This window comes from Robinsoniella sp. RHS (assembly GCF_001029355.1).
GTDB lineage: Bacteria > Bacillota > Clostridia > Lachnospirales > Lachnospiraceae > Robinsoniella > Robinsoniella peoriensis.
Genome location: NZ_JNGB01000093.1, coordinates 1 through 16,446 on the forward strand (window position 1 = coordinate 1; position 16,446 = coordinate 16,446).

General features: G+C 36.7%; 21 protein-coding genes and 1 pseudogene. 18 read left to right on the plus strand and 4 right to left on the minus strand.

Annotated features, from left to right (window positions below; translation table 11 throughout):
* The first annotated feature begins 120 nt into the window (after positions 1-120).
* Positions 121-507 carry a TnpV protein gene (locus RHS_RS22830; RefSeq protein WP_047834467.1) on the plus strand — a complete coding sequence of 129 codons (387 nt, stop codon included), beginning with the start codon at positions 121-123 and terminating at the stop codon, positions 505-507.
* A 75-nt stretch (positions 508-582) separates the two neighbouring features.
* Here RHS_RS22830 and RHS_RS22835 read toward each other — a convergent pair whose 3' ends face one another.
* A complete protein-coding gene (locus tag RHS_RS22835; protein ID WP_047834468.1) occupies positions 583-864 on the minus strand; it encodes a helix-turn-helix domain-containing protein in 282 nt (93 codons plus the stop codon).
* A gap of 116 nt (positions 865-980) precedes the next feature.
* Between RHS_RS22835 and RHS_RS22840 the strand changes: the two genes are divergently transcribed.
* Positions 981-1,286, plus strand: coding sequence for a hypothetical protein (locus RHS_RS22840; RefSeq protein WP_047834469.1), 306 nt, complete (start codon positions 981-983; stop codon positions 1,284-1,286).
* Here RHS_RS22840 and RHS_RS22845 read toward each other — a convergent pair.
* Positions 1,256-1,510, minus strand: a complete 255-nt coding sequence (locus RHS_RS22845) for a helix-turn-helix domain-containing protein (RefSeq protein ID WP_047834470.1) — start codon at positions 1,508-1,510, stop codon at positions 1,256-1,258. The two genes, RHS_RS22840 and RHS_RS22845, sit on opposite strands and share 31 nt — an antisense overlap.
* A gap of 96 nt (positions 1,511-1,606) precedes the next feature.
* On the opposite strand from RHS_RS22845, the gene RHS_RS22850 reads away from it, so the two are divergent.
* From RHS_RS22850 to RHS_RS22860, 3 genes are all read left to right on the plus strand, one after another.
* On the plus strand, positions 1,607-1,867 hold the full coding sequence (locus tag RHS_RS22850; protein WP_047834479.1) for a lipoprotein: 261 nt from the start codon (positions 1,607-1,609) through the stop codon (positions 1,865-1,867).
* A 154-nt stretch (positions 1,868-2,021) separates the two neighbouring features.
* On the plus strand, positions 2,022-4,667 hold the full coding sequence (locus RHS_RS22855) for a class I SAM-dependent DNA methyltransferase (RefSeq protein ID WP_047834471.1): 2,646 nt from the start codon (positions 2,022-2,024) through the stop codon (positions 4,665-4,667).
* 2 nt (positions 4,668-4,669) lie between these two features.
* Positions 4,670-5,605: a ComEC/Rec2 family competence protein gene (locus tag RHS_RS22860; protein ID WP_395023408.1), complete on the plus strand. Its 936-nt coding sequence runs from the start codon at positions 4,670-4,672 to the stop codon at positions 5,603-5,605.
* Between the two features lie 272 nt (positions 5,606-5,877).
* Here the strand turns inward: RHS_RS22860 and RHS_RS22865 are convergent, their stop codons facing one another.
* Positions 5,878-6,099 carry a helix-turn-helix domain-containing protein gene (locus tag RHS_RS22865; RefSeq protein WP_047834473.1) on the minus strand — a complete coding sequence of 74 codons (222 nt, stop codon included), beginning with the start codon at positions 6,097-6,099 and terminating at the stop codon, positions 5,878-5,880.
* A gap of 584 nt (positions 6,100-6,683) precedes the next feature.
* Between RHS_RS22865 and RHS_RS22870 the strand changes: the two genes are divergently transcribed.
* From RHS_RS22870 to RHS_RS22900, 13 genes and pseudogenes are all read left to right on the plus strand, one after another.
* Positions 6,684-7,715 (plus strand): hypothetical protein, encoded by a 1,032-nt coding sequence (locus RHS_RS22870; protein ID WP_047834474.1) that lies wholly within the window; start codon positions 6,684-6,686, stop codon positions 7,713-7,715.
* Positions 7,708-8,763, plus strand: a complete 1,056-nt coding sequence (locus RHS_RS22875) for a DUF262 domain-containing protein (RefSeq protein ID WP_047834475.1) — start codon at positions 7,708-7,710, stop codon at positions 8,761-8,763. Before RHS_RS22870 ends, RHS_RS22875 begins: the two co-directional genes overlap by 8 nt.
* 448 nt (positions 8,764-9,211) lie before the next feature.
* A complete protein-coding gene (locus tag RHS_RS31705) occupies positions 9,212-9,358 on the plus strand; it encodes a hypothetical protein (protein ID WP_395023411.1) in 147 nt (48 codons plus the stop codon).
* 72 nt (positions 9,359-9,430) lie between these two features.
* The gene (locus RHS_RS31710; protein WP_395023412.1) at positions 9,431-9,577 is read left to right on the plus strand and encodes a hypothetical protein; all 147 of its coding nucleotides are present in this window, start codon (positions 9,431-9,433) and stop codon (positions 9,575-9,577) included.
* A 267-nt stretch (positions 9,578-9,844) separates the two neighbouring features.
* The gene (locus RHS_RS22880; protein WP_395023413.1) at positions 9,845-10,243 is read left to right on the plus strand and encodes a tyrosine-type recombinase/integrase; all 399 of its coding nucleotides are present in this window, start codon (positions 9,845-9,847) and stop codon (positions 10,241-10,243) included.
* Complete coding sequence (locus tag RHS_RS31715; RefSeq protein WP_395023414.1) at positions 10,219-10,401, plus strand: hypothetical protein; 183 nt, start codon at positions 10,219-10,221, stop codon at positions 10,399-10,401. Before RHS_RS22880 ends, RHS_RS31715 begins: the two co-directional genes overlap by 25 nt.
* A complete protein-coding gene (locus tag RHS_RS31720; RefSeq protein ID WP_395023415.1) occupies positions 10,391-10,552 on the plus strand; it encodes a hypothetical protein in 162 nt (53 codons plus the stop codon). Before RHS_RS31715 ends, RHS_RS31720 begins: the two co-directional genes overlap by 11 nt.
* Positions 10,521-10,841, plus strand: a complete 321-nt coding sequence (locus tag RHS_RS31725) for a phage integrase SAM-like domain-containing protein (protein WP_395023416.1) — start codon at positions 10,521-10,523, stop codon at positions 10,839-10,841. The genes RHS_RS31720 and RHS_RS31725 overlap by 32 nt, the downstream gene beginning before the upstream one ends.
* Before the next feature lie 31 nt (positions 10,842-10,872).
* Positions 10,873-11,049, plus strand: a complete 177-nt coding sequence (locus RHS_RS31730) for a hypothetical protein (protein ID WP_395023417.1) — start codon at positions 10,873-10,875, stop codon at positions 11,047-11,049.
* A gap of 111 nt (positions 11,050-11,160) precedes the next feature.
* Positions 11,161-13,041, plus strand: a complete 1,881-nt coding sequence (tnpA, locus tag RHS_RS31735) for an IS66 family insertion sequence element accessory protein TnpA (RefSeq protein WP_395023418.1) — start codon at positions 11,161-11,163, stop codon at positions 13,039-13,041.
* The gene (locus RHS_RS22890) at positions 13,034-13,966 is read left to right on the plus strand and encodes a tyrosine-type recombinase/integrase (RefSeq protein WP_047834476.1); all 933 of its coding nucleotides are present in this window, start codon (positions 13,034-13,036) and stop codon (positions 13,964-13,966) included. The genes tnpA and RHS_RS22890 overlap by 8 nt, the downstream gene beginning before the upstream one ends.
* Positions 13,967-14,003: 37 nt before the next feature.
* Positions 14,004-15,026, plus strand: a complete 1,023-nt coding sequence (locus tag RHS_RS22895) for a tyrosine-type recombinase/integrase (protein WP_047834477.1) — start codon at positions 14,004-14,006, stop codon at positions 15,024-15,026.
* A 116-nt stretch (positions 15,027-15,142) separates the two neighbouring features.
* A pseudogene (locus RHS_RS22900) lies at positions 15,143-15,325 on the plus strand (transposase domain-containing protein); the annotation flags it as partial.
* 738 nt (positions 15,326-16,063) lie between these two features.
* Here RHS_RS22900 and RHS_RS22905 read toward each other — a convergent pair.
* Positions 16,064-16,446, minus strand: a 383-nt coding sequence (locus RHS_RS22905; protein WP_395023420.1) for an IS5 family transposase, incomplete at its 5' end; no start/stop codon positions are given.

The window sequence follows — 16,446 nt, forward strand, 5'->3', positions numbered from 1 at the left end:
AACCAGTTAGCGTAATGGAAACACTGAAGAAGTACAAGCAAAGAATAAAAGCTACAGATAACAAGAAAAATCAGGTTCGTACCCGTTCCAAAGATAGGGGCGAAAGATAAGGAGTGACTTATGAAAAAGCATATTTACGATGAGGGAAACGGTTTGTTTTACACATTGGAAGGAGATTTTTATTTGCCGGATTTATTACCGCCGCAGGAGGCAGCCCCTACCTATGGAAAAAATGGGAGGCTGAGACTTCAATATTTAAAGGAACACCGCCGAGTATTTTATACCTGCCTACTCACACAAGGTCGGCTGGTGGAGCATTTGAACAATATAGATAAAATTGCAATAGAGAAGGTAGATAGGATTGTAGAATCTATGAAGATGCAGCAAGGTATTACAGAGGAGCTAAAAGCCCGGGAGCAAATGGAGTGGGTGGGGTTATTGAATAATATTAAGAGTGCAGCGGAAGAAATTGTTCTGAAAGAATTAATCTATGAAGAGGTTGAATGAGTTTACTTCCATAGTAGAAAACTGGAATGTATATAAAAGAAGTGGCTTCCCGAGAAAGAAGGGGAGCCATTTCACTTATAAATCAGGATATTTTTTGCGGTCTTTTTCTGTTGGAATGCCGTCAAGCAGATAGGAGTAGGAGATATCAAAAAATTCTGCCAATGCTTTTATCTCAAAGTCGGAAACGTATCTATTGTTGGTTTCAATTCTTGTAATCATGTTCTTATCCACGTCGAAATCGGCTAGTTGCAACTGATCGGCTAAATCACGTTGGGAATAGCCATAATGTTCTCTTAAAGTTTTAAGCCTTGCAGCTACAATGTTTTTACCATCATCCTGTGTACGTAGTCTTTTCATAAGGGTTCCTTTCAGTTTAATCTTGCTTGTCTCAGTTTTTGCACTTTTTCTTGATTTTACTCTGAAATGGGTGTACAATCGGTTGTAAAATTGAGACAAAAGAAAGGAAGAATGAGATGGAAAGAACAACAGAAGAATTTAAAATGTTAATTTTTGATTTGATGAATGGCTCTTTAGATTTGACAGACAATCCGCCGGAAGAGAGCAGGTATGTAGAGGATGAATTTGCAGAAGATAAAACATGCCAACAAGCATATTCAAAGGTATTGGATGCTTACTGGCATGTGTGCGAGCGGTTAGGTGTTAGAGATGAAGATGAGGATTTGGAAGTGATTATGAATAATTTTAACCTCATCACAAAGTGCCTATGTATGAAAATGTACGATTACTGCTATTTCTTTACGCAGCCATCAATTAAGTAATCATAAGTAACATGGAATATTTCAGTTAAGGCTTTCAGTTCTAAATCTGTCACATATCTTTTATTCGTTTCTATCCGGGTAATGACGTTTTTGTCCATATCAACTCCGGCTAATTGTAACTGACGGGCGAGGTCACGCTGGGAAAGGTTATGCTCTTTCCTTAAATCCTTTAAACGTAAACCTATGAGGTTCTTCTCTCCGGTTTTAGTGAGTGGCTTTGGCATATAAAATCCCCCATTTCTTGTATCATAATTTGCACTTTTAGTCTATCGTAGAACTTTGCCTTGACTGGTTGTAAAAATGAGACAAAAGGAGAGCGTATGAAAAGAATTTTGATAGTGGTGCTGTCTGCCCTGATGTTGAGCGGATGTGCAGAGAAGGAGAAAGAAGGTCATTCTTCTATGGTTGTAACTGCCGGAGGGGAAGTTGTTTCGGCATATCTGGATGGAGAAGATGTGACGGAAAAAAGGAAAGCACTGGAGGCGCAGACGGAAGAGGCGGTTAGTGGGTTTTTGAATCGGGAGAGGGACGAGTTGGAGTTTGATATGTTCTTTATGCTGGAACAGGATGGAAGACGATAGAGGTTTGATGTTAGGATAGAATAATTGTTGTAAATTATGAGTATGTATAAGAGAGGGGCGGGGTTAAAAATACAAAGATTGTCTAACTAGTTGTTGAAGGATATTGAATTGAATGATATACTGGTGATAGTATAAAAATAGGAGGAATGTGCCAATGAAAAGTGTTGAAATTAGAAATATGTTGGGGGATTTGGGATATAGCAATGAACATTTTTCAGAAGATTACACTGTTCAGATTGATGGCACATCTGTCTTGAAATTTGACTATGTAGCATTTAGCGATCGATATATAAAAGATATATCTACTTCTTGCATTGCAATTCAAGAAGTAGATAACCTTCAAGAAGAGAACTTATATGTGAGAAATGCTAAATATATGGCAACACCGGTGCTCATATTAACCCAAAAGAAAAGAGTACATATATGGAGTATCGCTTCGAATAATCAGACATTAATTAAGGACGATGATGAGAAGCTAATTCATATGTATTTTGAAAAGAATAGATTTGAATTTATGTCAGATAACCTAATTGAAGCAAAAATGGGTCTAAGACAAATTACAATATTTGAAGCTGCAGGTTTAATAGATTTTTCGAGAGATGCGACTTGTAAAATACTTAGCGAGGAATTTGCTAAAGGATTATTAGCAGCAAAAAGTTATTTAAAGTCACAGAAAAATATTAATAATCGTGATATGAATAATATTACAAGTATCACAATGCACATTATTTCAGCTTTAATTATTAATAGCAAGATTAATATTAATAATAGTGTTCCAAATGTTTTTGAACTTTTAGATGAACTATCGTTCAAATATAAAGAATACTTTAGTGACAACTTAATGTTTAAATATGGTAGAGAATTGGTCAGTGAAATATATAGTAGTTTAAATGTTAGCATCAATTATCAAAGTGTCGATCATGAGCTATTGGGATATTTCTATGAGTCTACTCTTTTGCAACTAAATAAAAAGAAAGCAAATACTATTAGAAAAGAATTTGGCATTTATTATACTCCCAAAATACTCAGTCAAGAAATTGCAAATAGCATACCAATAGAAAATATACCGGTGTTTTCTAGGAAGGTATTGGATGGAACATGTGGTTCTGGAAGTTTGCTATTAAGTGCATGTAAAAGACTTGAGGATTTGATTGTGTATGAAATGGATGAATTTAGTAGACATGATTATTTAACAAAAATGATTGCTGGATATGATTTAGACAAATTTGCATCTGAGGTGGCAAGGTTATCTTTTTTATTGTATAGCCTTCCTTATGGAAATAAATGGAATGTAAAAGCCGGAGATTTATTAAAACTTAATAGCGTTGAAGAGTCTCCTTATATTATAATGGGAAATCCGCCTTATGAAGAAAAAAGAGGTGAAAAAACCAGAAAGCAAAAAGCAACAAAATTTTTAGATAAATATATTGATTGGTTGCATGAGGATGGGTATATTGGAATCATATTGCCAGAAAGTTTTCTGCAAAATGATAGTTCGATTTTTCAAAGAAAAAATTTGTTAGAGAACTTTGATATACTTGAACTTTGGAGTCTTCCCGGTACAGTGTTTGAAAATAATTGTTCTACGATTGTTATTATTGCACAAAAGAAAAAACAGATTATAAACGAAAATGTTACAAAAATTAAAATTTTGACTAGAAATGTGAACTCTCTTAATAATTATTTCAAATTGCAAAAATGGGATTTTATTTATTTTGCTAATATTCAAAAAAATTGGAGCTGTGATATAAATTATAAAATGAATTTTTCTCCAATAGAAGGTGTTCTAAAGAAAATAGAAATGCGTGAACAAACATTAAATGATGTTACAGATAATATTATGGGAGTAATGCTGCCATCATACTATGAATTTTCCAAAATGCAATTTGATGGATGGGTTCCTTATATTTCTAATGCTAAAGATTTTCAAAAGTATTATTTGTCTGATAAGATGCAAGATGAAATAAAATATCTGAATTATGATATGACAATTGAAGAAGAAAAGAAAATAAAAGAGACATATAGAGGGATGAGACTAAGGAGAAAAAATAGATTAATTTATGAAGCAAAAAGCAAAGTACTTATTAAAATGTCATCTACTCCTGGAGAATTGAATTGTATAAGTGCGATGATTGATGAGAACCAGTATTTTCCGAGCCATTCTTTCTTTGCGGTAGTTACATCTGATGATAACATAACTAATGAAGCGATATGTGCATTAATTAATAGTAAATTAATTAATTCTTATGTCAGAAAAGAGTGCGTTAAACGTACAATTCCTACCGATGTTGTTAGAAAAATACCAATACCAGTGTTTAACGATTATTACATTAATCAATTCAAAATTATTTTTGAAAAGATAAAAGAGGCTTATGCTGATGAGGATGATGTAGTATTAAAACATGCTGAAAATGAATTAAATGATTTGATTTATAACGCTTATGAACTTACTGAAGAAGAAATTCAATTAGTGGAAGAGTATTACAACATTTATAATGGGAATGCTAGCAATAAAAATGATGAAAAAATTGATTTTAGCACATACACTAATGTATCTGGACAAGTGGAAGACATTGATGTAGATAATTGGGCGTGTAAAGTATGTTTACTAGAGAATGGTGAAACGGAAATTGCAATTGACAAATCAATGCCGGGTTGGTTTTTGCGAAAGGGAGCGGAATTCTCTGCAAAAATGTACAATGGTAAATTGTATGAGATAAAGCCTTTGGTTTATTCCTACTTAAACGATGATGAGGTTATTTCTTTTTTTAGAAATGAACTTTTGCAGGAGGGAGAATGACCATGGGTAATAAAAGTGAACAAGTTGTAAAATTTTTGGATGTTGGACATGGTGACAGTTCGGTTGCTTTTTTAAATAATGACGCTGATATTTGTACAGTGATTATTGATATTCCCAAGAGCGATAAACTATTAAAGGAATTGAGGGATAAAAATGTAAGCGTTGTTGACTTACTTGTTATAAGTCATTCTGATTCTGATCATTGCAAAGGAGTTAATGACTTTTTAGAAAAGTATGCATCGGAAGGTAGAGTGGTTAAGGTGTGCTTTAATTTGGATCGCCATAAGCCAACATTAACTATGAAACTGTTTTTGAAAAAATTTATGGAGTATTATAAAAAGTACAAAATGCAATTGGTATCTGGCACTAATGATACGACTGTTTCATCTAAAAAAATTGTCGAATTAAATGACACTAATTTTAGCGTGATTTATCCAAATGAAAAAGATTCTATAAATGCATATTTAACCAATAATGTAAATAATATGTCCATAGTCTGTTTGCTGAGTAATAGTGATTATAATATCTTGTTTACGGGTGACTTGGGTCCGGAAGGATGGCAATCCATTTTTGAACGGAATCCTGAATTAACATGTGATGTTTTAAAAATGCCTCATCATGGTGCCTATTATGATGATTTAAAAAATGAGTGGGGAACTAAAAAGATTTTGGAGCAGCTCAAGCCGAAAATAGCCATAATTTCTACGGGTGAAAATGCAAAATATAATCATCCCAGTTCAGAAACAATAAAAGCACTCAGGGATAATGGGATTGATATTTATTGTACAGAATATACGGGTTTATGTAATAATATTGCAGAGTGTGGAGAAGCTTGTAATGGAGATATAAGTGTTATCAGAAACGGTAAATCTTATGAGATTGAAACTCAAAGTTCTAATAAAAATATTTTAGATAATTTGGCTTGTATGCCAAATTGAAATATTAGATTGAATGTTAAAGAAAGAACAAGGGCTTGTTCTTTCTTTAATGAAATTGGCTCTATTTTGGCTCTAATAATTGCAAACCAGAGAAAGTGCACAAGAAAATACAAATAATAAATCAACAAAAGAACACAAAAGTGCACCAAAAATACCACCACTCACCCCACCCGCACCAGAGTTTGAATAACGGACAGCCCCCCGGGAATGCTGATAAAATGGGCATTCCCGGGGTGTTTTATGCCATGGGCCTCTATTTGATAAAATATCCTTTATTTCAAGAGTTCATCATAGTAATCATGGATACTACGAAGCTGTAAGACAGTAATGTGCTGAATACCACGCTCGATTTTCACTAGGGCTTCTCTGGTCATTCCGATGTCTTTTAAATCCAGCATACCAATCAGTTCACTCTGTCCGATTCCCTTTTCTAACCGTATTCTACGAATATTTCCCCCAATATCAATTCCTTCTTGTTTTATTTTTTGTCCCATGATTTTCCCCTTTACGTGTGGACTGGAATTAGTCCATTTTCTCTTTATTTTATAAAGAAAAAATGATAGAATGGGACTAGAATGAGTCCACTTAAAGGGTAGAGCAACAGTAGCGGACAAAAATATGGAGGTACGCTTATTTCAAAGTCCCATGTTTATGTTCATGCTGTGCGATTGCCATATCAAACAACCCAAAGTTTTCAAACATACGGACTACCGTTGGATAACAAACACATTATATTAGCGTGAAGTGGATACTATCCCGTTACCACTAAGAGGATAAAAACCCTTATAAATACTGGTTTTTCTGCTTCTTTTTCTATGCTCTTTATGGTAAAATAAAAGCAAAGAAAAAGGAGCAGAAAACCTATGGCTGTTTATTTGTAATACAGTTATAATTAAGTAGTAGGAAAAATTTTAAACAAATGATATAATAAGTCGTACCCATCATATAGAAATGATGGGGGGTCAGCATTTTCAAATTTTTAAAAACAATATTAAAAAAAATGCTGTTTTATTGTGTTGACTGACAATTATATTTTTTAGTGTCTACAGAATTAAACAAAGGACAAAAGGGGGATTAAATGCAGAAGAGGTTATATCTGATTTTGGGAAATGGATTCTCAATAGATTTAGTAAATCGTATAAATTGTAAAGAGCAAATTGATCTTACAAATTTATTTAAATTTGGATATCAAGTTAAATGGCTTTCCGATGAAGAACCAGGTTTCTTATCATATAAACGTTGTCCTAATCTTTGGAATTTAGGGGCGAGATCTAATCAGGAAGGAGGCACAAAATTAGTAGAAGAAATCATAACATGTGCCAATGTATATTCATATGTTAAGCTTAAGAATCCAAAAAGAATTTTACAAGAAGATGGAATATATATAAAAGCATACAAAGAATTGGTGGAGTATTTAAAGTTTTTATTTATTCATTATAATGACTTAATAACGGATCATCAGTTAATTGATGCAATAGAAAGTTGGGGATGGAAGTTTCTATTTGATAAAATTAAAGATGTTAATAAGCGATTTGAGAAAATAACTATTGTTACATATAATTATGATATATGGTTAGAGAGAATATTTGATTTACTTAATATTGAATATAGCTATCCAGGCATTAAAGAAAATAGTAATGCAATTGTTGATATTATAAAACCACACGGTTCTATCAGCTTTCAATCTGATAGGTGCTTAGATAATAGTTCTTTTGAAATACATTATGGACGTGACATATTAGAAGGACGACTTAATGAAATAAAAGTTGAATGTAAAAATTTGCGAGTGAACTCCAGAATCAATGCTATGATTCCTCCCGCAGGAGACTCGGCAAGATTCTCAAGTCACTGGTCAAAGGAATTACAGGTGATTGCAAGAGAAGCCGCAAAAAAACTCATTGAAAAAGACGAAGTATTATTGTGTGGACTGTCGTATTGGAATGTAGATAGATTAGAACTTGATGAATTATTTTTAGATTTGGACGCAGGAGTTAATTTGAAAGTTATTAATCCCAATTTACCAAGTGAGTTTAATGCTGTATTGGAGAGCTTGTTTTCTAATTATGTGGTGTATGCCAATTCTGATATATTAGGAGGTTTATATGAATGATTTTTTAGTAACGGAATCTAACAATATTGTCTTGTCGGAATTTTATGAAGGACATATAGCTAATAAATATAATTATGAGGCAGAGTATCAAAGGAATTTGGTATGGAATCTTGATAAAAGAAGATTTCTTATAGATTCAATATTTAAAAATTTTCCTATTCCGCCTATATTTCTACGAATGTACATAGATGAAGACACTGGTACTACTAAATATGATGTAATTGATGGGAAACAGCGACTATCAACAATAATTGAGTTTATTGAAGGGAAAATTAGTCTTCCTGATGATTTTGGGAGTGGTGTTCTTGGGAATGATGAATTAAACGGTGTTTCTTTCAAGGATTTAGAACGTTATCCAGAATATAAAAAAAGATTTTGGAGATATAAAATTCCTATTATATACATTGATATAAAGGATAATCTGGTTATTAAAGAAATATTTGATCGTCTCAATCGTAATGGAGAACCATTAACATATCAAGAGTTACGGCATGCTAAATATCATAAAGAAAACTTTTATATTTTAGTAGAGAAGATGGCAGAATTAGAATTTTGGAAAAAACGGCTAGAAAATTTAGAAATTAATAGAATGGAGGATAAGGAGTTTATATCAGAATTATTGTTTCTCATGCTAGAGAAAAATGTAATTGCATATACGAAGAGAGATTTAGATGATTTATATGATAAATGGATACCGCAAATAATTAACATTCAACCTTATAGAGATGAATTTATGAATATAACGAAATATATGGAAGCACTTGATTTAGATTATGATAAGTATAAAATTGAAGGTGTTAGTCACTTATATGGAATTTGGGGACTATGTTTTAACTGTTATAACAGTGACGCTGATTTAAGTGCTATTAAAGATATTCTAAATAAATTCTACATGCAAGTAAGGGTAAAAGATAGTAATGAAATGGTGCAGGAATATATTCGGAGTATGTCTTCTGGAACAAAAGGCAGGTCAAGTCGAGTTCGTAGAATAAAAGCTATGACAAGTTATTTGATACAGAATGGAATTAATGTTGAAAACGTTTTTTAAGAGCAAATATTTAGAGTGTATCAAAATATTAGACATCGTTAAAGAAGTTGTAGAATCAATAAATAGGATATGTTTGATGGCAACATATTGGCAACAAAAAATCAGTAAGTCAAAATAATATATGTAATTGAAGCAAAAAATATCTTTGAAATGCATTGAAACTAAGCAAATACGTTTAATAACACCGTTAATCCGTTCAGGTTCTCTTTCCATCGAATTATCCAATTCTATTTCAGAAACATTGTTGAAACAGATACTGGAGGTTATCGCACATGTTAGCTGAAGCTGGTGTAAAACGTATCATACTTGCATGTGGCTTCTCCTCAGATTATTTTTATCCTCATCTTTTCAATAAAGCTCTTTACATCTGAACTTTCTGTTGTAAAAGATGAGGATAACATCTTTTGAAATGAGATAATGAAACCATCTTAAAAATGGAGGTGGTTTCATGAACGATTATTATCGTAACGTAACAAAGGTAATGGATTTTCTCAGGGAGAAGCGTGTCTGCTCAAGCAGCCGTGCTTCTCATGAGGAATGCTACAGTGCTTTTGCTGTATATCTGGCTGATTGCAGAAACGATTATTCGGATTAAACAGCAAGCGACTGGATTGCATCAATCAAAGAGGTATATTCCCGGCAAAAATGTTATTACTGGAATCAGTACATGATACAGATGGAAGAGATGGTTTCTACGGGTAGGATATCGGACAGGTATCTGTATCAGATCTGGCCTTCCTACGACAAGGTGCCGGATTCCTTGAAAACACCGCTTGACGATTATCTTAAGTCATGTGTAGACAGTTACACATGAGGTTCATGGGAATTAGCAAAGCTCTACTGCTCAAAAGTTATGCTCTTTTTCCATGACCACGGATTAGAGACGGTCAGTGCATTTTCCTATCAACATATTTATCAGCTTTATCATGCGGATTTATCCTGTATACCAATTTTATAAAAAGAGTTACGTCGTAGCACATGTACTTTCAGATGAGGAGATCCTCTCGTTTTTCAAAGAAACAGACCGTTATCACCCTAAGCTTAATGCCGCCGTATTCAAGCGACTGGGGGGGTGAAATAAATGATACTGTTTTGGGTTATTTATTGCTGCGGACTTCGTGTCTCTGAAGCACGGAAACTGAAACATGATGATGTTGACCTAGAAAAAGGGGCAATACGGATCAGGCAGGCAAAAGGTCGGAAAGATAGGATTGTTTATCAAACTTTGGACCTTATGGACATTTGCCGACAGTATAAAACGCTTCTGAATTCTGTTTACCATGTGATATCTGCCTGGTTCTTTCCAGCACGAAATCCGGAATGTATGATCAGCGTGGGGACTATTGATATGAAATTCCGGCAGTTTTGGGCAAGCACACCCTTTGCGGAGAATCTCGACCGAGCCCCATCGGTTCATAGTCTCCGGCACAGCTTTGTCGTGAAAAGAATGAATCTGTGGATAAAAGCGGCATTTCTTTAGATGTCATGATGCCATATCTGAGCAGATATCTTGGACATTGCAGTCCGGATGATACGTTCTATTATTATCATCAGATTCAGGAGGTATTTCGGATTATTCGGGATAAAGATATCTCATCGTCAAGGCTCATTCAGGAGGTATGTACTAATGAAGAATAAACCTGATATACAAGAGCTGTTTTTCGGTGGGACAAGCGAATATTTAAACCACTATCTCCCGAAACAGGTACGAAAAAGTATTCATATAATTGAGACATATCGGGATGCTCTGACCGTATGTGACGGACCAAAAGCATCTATCAATTCGTAAGTTCCGTTTTGATGACTGTACCCATGACTTCCTTCTTGATTATATCGCTTTCCTTAAGTATTCAGGGTGCGCAGAAAGGACATGTAATAACCGGCTGGCTGCATTAAGAGCTTATCTGTGGTATGCAGCGGATCGTGATATTTCGTTACAATCCATAGCTCTTACTGCATCAAAAGTCCCATTTCTACGTGTTCTAAACGTCTCCGGGAAACAATCAGAGAGGATGAGCTTACAGCACTGTTGGCAGCACCTCCTAACACAAAGACAGGTCTGCGGGACCGAACAATGATGATTCTTTTATACGATGGGTATCAGAACTTTTGGAATTAAAAGTATCATCGCTCAATACACAGGCATCGGTTCCTTATATCCGGATACATGGAAAGGGGGATAAGAAGCGTATTGTTTCGGTCACTGATAAAACAGTTGCCCATCTGATGGCATATCTGGAAAAATATCGTAAGCGCAAAATAATTCTACGGATTGTTTTGCCCTAAGACTAAGTCTATAATTATTGTTAGAGAATGCAAGCATTTTACTTCATTTTCTGTTGATAGAAATGATAGATGCAGGCATTTTACTCTAAATACATTTATGGAGGATTGCTCATGAGAAGTGCCAGAATACCAACAAACGAACAATATCGCCTAATTATGGAATGCCGCAAAAGTGGCCGCACTGATCATCAATGGTGTGTGGAACATGATATTAAACCAGGAACGTTTTACAACTGGGTGAAAAGGCTCCGTCAAAAAGGCTGTACTGACTTTCCACCAGCTACGGAACGTGGCTGTAACGCTCAGCGAAAACATCTGACTGGAGAAAAAATATTTTATTCTTCGGACGCCGCAAATCGATGGATCGATGACAACAAAGCTTGCTGGAACTATCGGCAGCATACCGGCTGGAAGCATTGCGTTGACCAGCTGGAAGATGTATATACCAAAGGGCATATATCACCAGATCACTTGGGAGTAAGGGAATCCGCCTACTGCCGGTTGTCAGAAACATTGAAAGCTGAACTGGATGATTTTCTGGACAATGAGTTAGTCAATCCTGATGATGGACGTTACCGCATCTCCTGCGCAAGGTTTTTATTCTACCTGCAAAACAAGGGACTCCAAAGCATTAGCCAGCTTGATTATTCTGGGCTGCTGAGTTTTCACAAGGATGATTACCACAAATTTTCCATCTCCAAAGATGTATATGAAGATTTGATACGGGGGTTTTTAAGGTACAGTTCCGACCACGGGAAATGCTCGCTGGGTTTTTCACTTGCCCTTAACAAGCTGCTAATCCATCAGATAGTGGAGATTCCTGATACCGAATTGCCGGGGTCAAACCAAACTGAATTGCCGGTTATTTCCTGGTCGATTATAGAGACATTTCTTAAGGAAATGGCTAATGCCCGGTATAAGAAAACCGTCCTCAAAAGTACAAGACATATCCTGACGCTTTGTTATATCTTTCTGGATATGCATTCCTTCAGCCGGACCGAAGAAAACCTGTGGTTATGGTTCAATCATGTGCAACCTTTCCTGGGTGCCGGTTGGAAACAGCACAGGCGCAGCTTGTGCCAGTTCCTGCACTATCTAAAAACCGGCATTATTACTACCACCTATACGGGTGACCCGTCTTATGTTCCTCCAGTTAACAGACTTCCTGTCTGGGCATTTGACAGCATCCGTTCCTATCTTGCCCTGCTTGAGCGTGAGGGATGGAAAAAATCAACCATAACCATGCACCATTCCTGCTGCATCCGGTTCTGTCAGTATCTGCAAGAAGACGGGATAAATGATTTTTGTGAAATCACCACGGACACTTTGCAGGATTTTAACCGTAAAGATAAACATACGACGCCTGAGGGCAAAGCAGCTTATAACTGCAGGATAAGGTGTTTCCTTATATATCTTTATGAACAGGGCATGGTCTGCAATCCCTATCTGTATAAAGCCCTTCCGACTATATCGGCTCCACGGACAGTAATTGTGCAGACACTGTCTCCGGAAGAGATGGCCTATATATGGTCTGTCAATAGTGATACACTTTCACCTGTAGAACGGCGGGATTATGCCATTGTCTGTGTCGGATTGACCATGGGCTTCAGAGCCAGTGACATAGTGTTTCTTCGTTTTGACAACATCGATTGGACAAGGCGGAGCATATGTCTGACGCAGGAGAAAACCGGCAAAAACATCGCACTGCCTATGCCGGTGAGAACTGGCAACATTCTGTTCAGATATCTTCGTGATGGCAGACCGGAAAGTGCCGACATACATGTATTTATCAGGCACATGATGCGGAGAACATTTGCAACAAATCTGTTAAGAGGAAGCACGAAAGCAGAGCTTATCACTGACTCGCTCGGACACAGTACGGACAGCAACGTGCATAAATATCTTTCATTGGACGAGGAACGGATGCGGCAGTGCCCTATATCGCTGGGTACCGTAGGCATCTCTTTAAAAGGAGGTGTCTTCCATGCATAAGGATTTCAATTATTCCAGTATATTTGCCGATTTAATCAGTGCTTATATACAGGCCCGTAGAGAAGCCGGTTTTATGTTTGACAATCCTGCGTACTGGTTATTCCGCTTTGACCAGTTTTGCGAAGCCAGACAGGTGGATAAGACCGAAATCACAAAGGAACTCTATTATTCATGGTCTGCAAAACAACTAAGCGAATCAAAAACCACGCAGTCAAACCGGCTACAGGCACTTAGATGTTTCTGCATTCATCTGAATACCATGGGCATACCGAGCTACATACCGGCACAGCTGCCAAGACCTGAGAAAACAGTTCCATACCTAATGTCTGACGAGGATATCAGGGAGTTTTTTAAACAGGTTGATCTATACGAATCAGACGCGCCGGTAAAGGCTTTTGAGCGTCTCGCAACCGAATACAAGGTGTTGTTCCGGCTAATATACTGCTGCGGTCTCCGGAACAATGAGGCCTGTACCTTAAGGCTGGCAGATGTGGATACTCACAGCGGGACACTGACGATTATCCACTCAAAGGGAAATAAGGACCGTATCGTTCATCTCGCTGATGATGTATGTCAGTTATGCATTGAATACAAACAATGGCTGGAGAAAGAACTGTCAGACACATACGGATGGTTCTTTCCTGGCAAATACCCGGATAAATGTATCCCGAAAACATCTGTTGACCGGAAGTTTAACGAGTTTTGGAGATCCACACAAGCTTCTCAGACGTGCGATAAAAAACCAACTGTACATTGCCTGCGCCATGCTTTTGTAATTAAAAGGATAAATCTCTGGATGGAGTCAGATACCAGTCTCCGGGTAATGATGCCTTATCTCAGCAGCTATCTGGGGCACAAAGGACCGCTGGAATCGTATTATTATTACCATTTGGTTCAGGATGCGTTTGATACAATCCGGCGTTAGGATACCATCACATCCCGCGTGATTCCGGAGGTGCAGCATGAAGAATAAAGACTTTGAAAAACTGTTTTTCTCCAAAACAAGGGATTTCCTTGATGAGTATCTCACAAAGCAGTGCAGCCGCAGCCCACACACAGTAAAAGCGTACCGGGATGCACTGACTGTATTTCGTAAATACATTTCGATGCCGGGGTTGTCCCTTAGGACATTCGGTTTCCAGGACTGCTCGCGGGACTTCCTTCTTGGGTTTATGGAGTATCTGCAGAAAGAGGGTTATGAAAAAGCTTCCTGTAATCAGCGTTTGGCAGCCATAAAGTCGTATATGTGGTATGCTGCTGATGGTGACATTACCCAACAGCAGACAGCACTAATGGTATCCCGTGTTCCTTTTCTGAAAAATCCAGAAAAGGAAAAAGCCCTGTTATCAGAAGAATGCTTAAAAGCTCTCCTTTCAGCCCTAGGCAACCGCAAGATTGAGATACGCGATACTACCATTCTTGTATTACTGTACGATTCAGCAATAAGGCTGAGTGAACTGCCGGCCCTAAAGCTATCAGATGTAAACCTTAAAAACACTACACCATATCTCAGGATTCATGGCAAAGGGGATAAAGAGCGTATTGTATCCATCTCTGAAGGTACTGTAAAACACTTGGAGCATTACATAAAGCTTTTTCATAATCAGGATGCACCGGCTACGGATTATCTGTTTTATACATTTATTCACAATCAGGCTAATCCGATGTCATCAGGCAATGTTGAGCGGATCATTAACAAATATGCCGAAAAGATACGCCCCGAGCATCCTGATCTGCCAGCTAAAGTTCATCCCCATATGTTCCGCAGGACAGGAGCCACAAATCTTTATCAAAGTGATGTGGAGCTTGAATTGGTGTCAAGAATCCTCGGACACGCATCCACTCAGACTACAAGGATTTATGCCAAGCCATCCTTGGAGATGATTAAATCTGCCATGGACCGCAGCAATCCAGAATTAAACGCTGAACAACCACTTTGGCCAGATGATGAAGCTGAACTGGCAAGGATTTTCGGACTCAGATAAAATATGTTATCCTCATCTTTGATGACAAAGCCACTGCATTTAAGTGTATTTTCTAAAAAGATGAGGATAAAAATATCCTGCGTATAAAGATGCTTATCCTTATATGAAGATAACTTAGCGAAAGGGCAATCCGGGGCTTTTGTATCGGGAAGAAAAATTGGCAGATGACAGATACAATCAATGGAGCCAAGACTTCCGCAATCATTTACAGTATTGTAGAAACAGCAAAAGCCAACAATCTGAAGCCCTTTGATTATGTACAGTATCTCTTAGAAGAGATTCCGCAACACATGGATGAGTACTTGCTATTTTGCGTTTACATTATTATAAACTTGAATTCGATATATAAAAGTTAATAATAAACATGAATTATAATGTTACGTGATGATTTTCTGACTCTATTTTGGCTCTAATAATTCCGAACCAGAGAAATCGCACGAGAAAATACAAATAATACATCAATAAAAAAACAAAAAAGTGTATCAAAAACACTCCCAACCACTCAACCCGCACCAGAGTTCGAATAACGGACAGAATCCCGGAAATGCTTATATAATGGCCATTCTCGAGGTTGTTTTAAGCCGTTTGGTACTATTTTGGCTCTGATTTTTTAATAGAGTTAAAGTAATCATGTAAAATGATTTTATATAAGTATAAGTTTGGCTGATAATGTGCCAATCATATTTGTTAATTCTTGCTCAAAAGAACGGCTAACATCATCGGCACCACTTCTCGCATGGGCACATTCGTGTAAATGCGTTCCAGTATATGATTCCAAACTTTCTTATTGTGTTCTCTTTGTTAAGATTGTTTGTGTTGCAGGAATCCATGCACCTAAGGTTGAAATATATAGTTCTGATTCATATATTTTATCTACTATTTGTATCTCCTTAACAATATGAGGTTGGCCACCTATTAGTTGAAAAATTTGCTTAGTCTTATCATAAATTATCTTTTCTTGTGTGGTCAGATCGTCAATTTTTATTTAGGTTGGCGTAAAATTCTCTAGAGCGTGTTTTAAAATTGCTACACATTGGTCATTTTAACCAAATTAATATTGAAGCGATACACAAAAATCCCAGATAGGTGAATGCAAGTTTGTCATAGCGGGTGGCAATTCTACGAAATGCCTTTAGCTTTAAAAAGAGTTTTTCTATCAGATGCCGCTCTTTATATAGCCACCAATCGCAATGACGTTCAAACTTTGCTCCCTTTCTTGATGGAATTGTTGGTTCACCACCTTGCTCATAGATATAGTCAATCAGTTTATCACTGTCATATCCACGATCAGCAAGTATGTTACTTCCTTTTAAATTTACATGTTTCAATAAGGGAATCGCGAAATTAATATCGTTGCGTTGTCCTTCACTGATCATGAAATACACTGGATTTCCATAAGCATCCACAATGGCGTGTATTT

Coding starts and splice junctions, on each gene's coding strand:
- RHS_RS22830 (WP_047834467.1), top strand. CDS start 121: ATGAAAAAGCATATTTACGATGAGGGAAACGGTTTGTTTTACACATTG.
- RHS_RS22835 (WP_047834468.1), bottom strand. CDS start 864: ATGAAAAGACTACGTACACAGGATGATGGTAAAAACATTGTAGCTGCA.
- RHS_RS22840 (WP_047834469.1), top strand. CDS start 981: ATGGAAAGAACAACAGAAGAATTTAAAATGTTAATTTTTGATTTGATG.
- RHS_RS22845 (WP_047834470.1), bottom strand. CDS start 1,510: ATGCCAAAGCCACTCACTAAAACCGGAGAGAAGAACCTCATAGGTTTA.
- RHS_RS22850 (WP_047834479.1), top strand. CDS start 1,607: ATGAAAAGAATTTTGATAGTGGTGCTGTCTGCCCTGATGTTGAGCGGA.
- RHS_RS22855 (WP_047834471.1), top strand. CDS start 2,022: ATGAAAAGTGTTGAAATTAGAAATATGTTGGGGGATTTGGGATATAGC.
- RHS_RS22860 (WP_395023408.1), top strand. CDS start 4,670: ATGGGTAATAAAAGTGAACAAGTTGTAAAATTTTTGGATGTTGGACAT.
- RHS_RS22865 (WP_047834473.1), bottom strand. CDS start 6,099: ATGGGACAAAAAATAAAACAAGAAGGAATTGATATTGGGGGAAATATT.
- RHS_RS22870 (WP_047834474.1), top strand. CDS start 6,684: ATGCAGAAGAGGTTATATCTGATTTTGGGAAATGGATTCTCAATAGAT.
- RHS_RS22875 (WP_047834475.1), top strand. CDS start 7,708: ATGAATGATTTTTTAGTAACGGAATCTAACAATATTGTCTTGTCGGAA.
- RHS_RS31705 (WP_395023411.1), top strand. CDS start 9,212: ATGAACGATTATTATCGTAACGTAACAAAGGTAATGGATTTTCTCAGG.
- RHS_RS31710 (WP_395023412.1), top strand. CDS start 9,431: ATGATACAGATGGAAGAGATGGTTTCTACGGGTAGGATATCGGACAGG.
- RHS_RS22880 (WP_395023413.1), top strand. CDS start 9,845: ATGATACTGTTTTGGGTTATTTATTGCTGCGGACTTCGTGTCTCTGAA.
- RHS_RS31720 (WP_395023415.1), top strand. CDS start 10,391: ATGAAGAATAAACCTGATATACAAGAGCTGTTTTTCGGTGGGACAAGC.
- tnpA (WP_395023418.1), top strand. CDS start 11,161: ATGAGAAGTGCCAGAATACCAACAAACGAACAATATCGCCTAATTATG.
- RHS_RS22890 (WP_047834476.1), top strand. CDS start 13,034: ATGCATAAGGATTTCAATTATTCCAGTATATTTGCCGATTTAATCAGT.
- RHS_RS22895 (WP_047834477.1), top strand. CDS start 14,004: ATGAAGAATAAAGACTTTGAAAAACTGTTTTTCTCCAAAACAAGGGAT.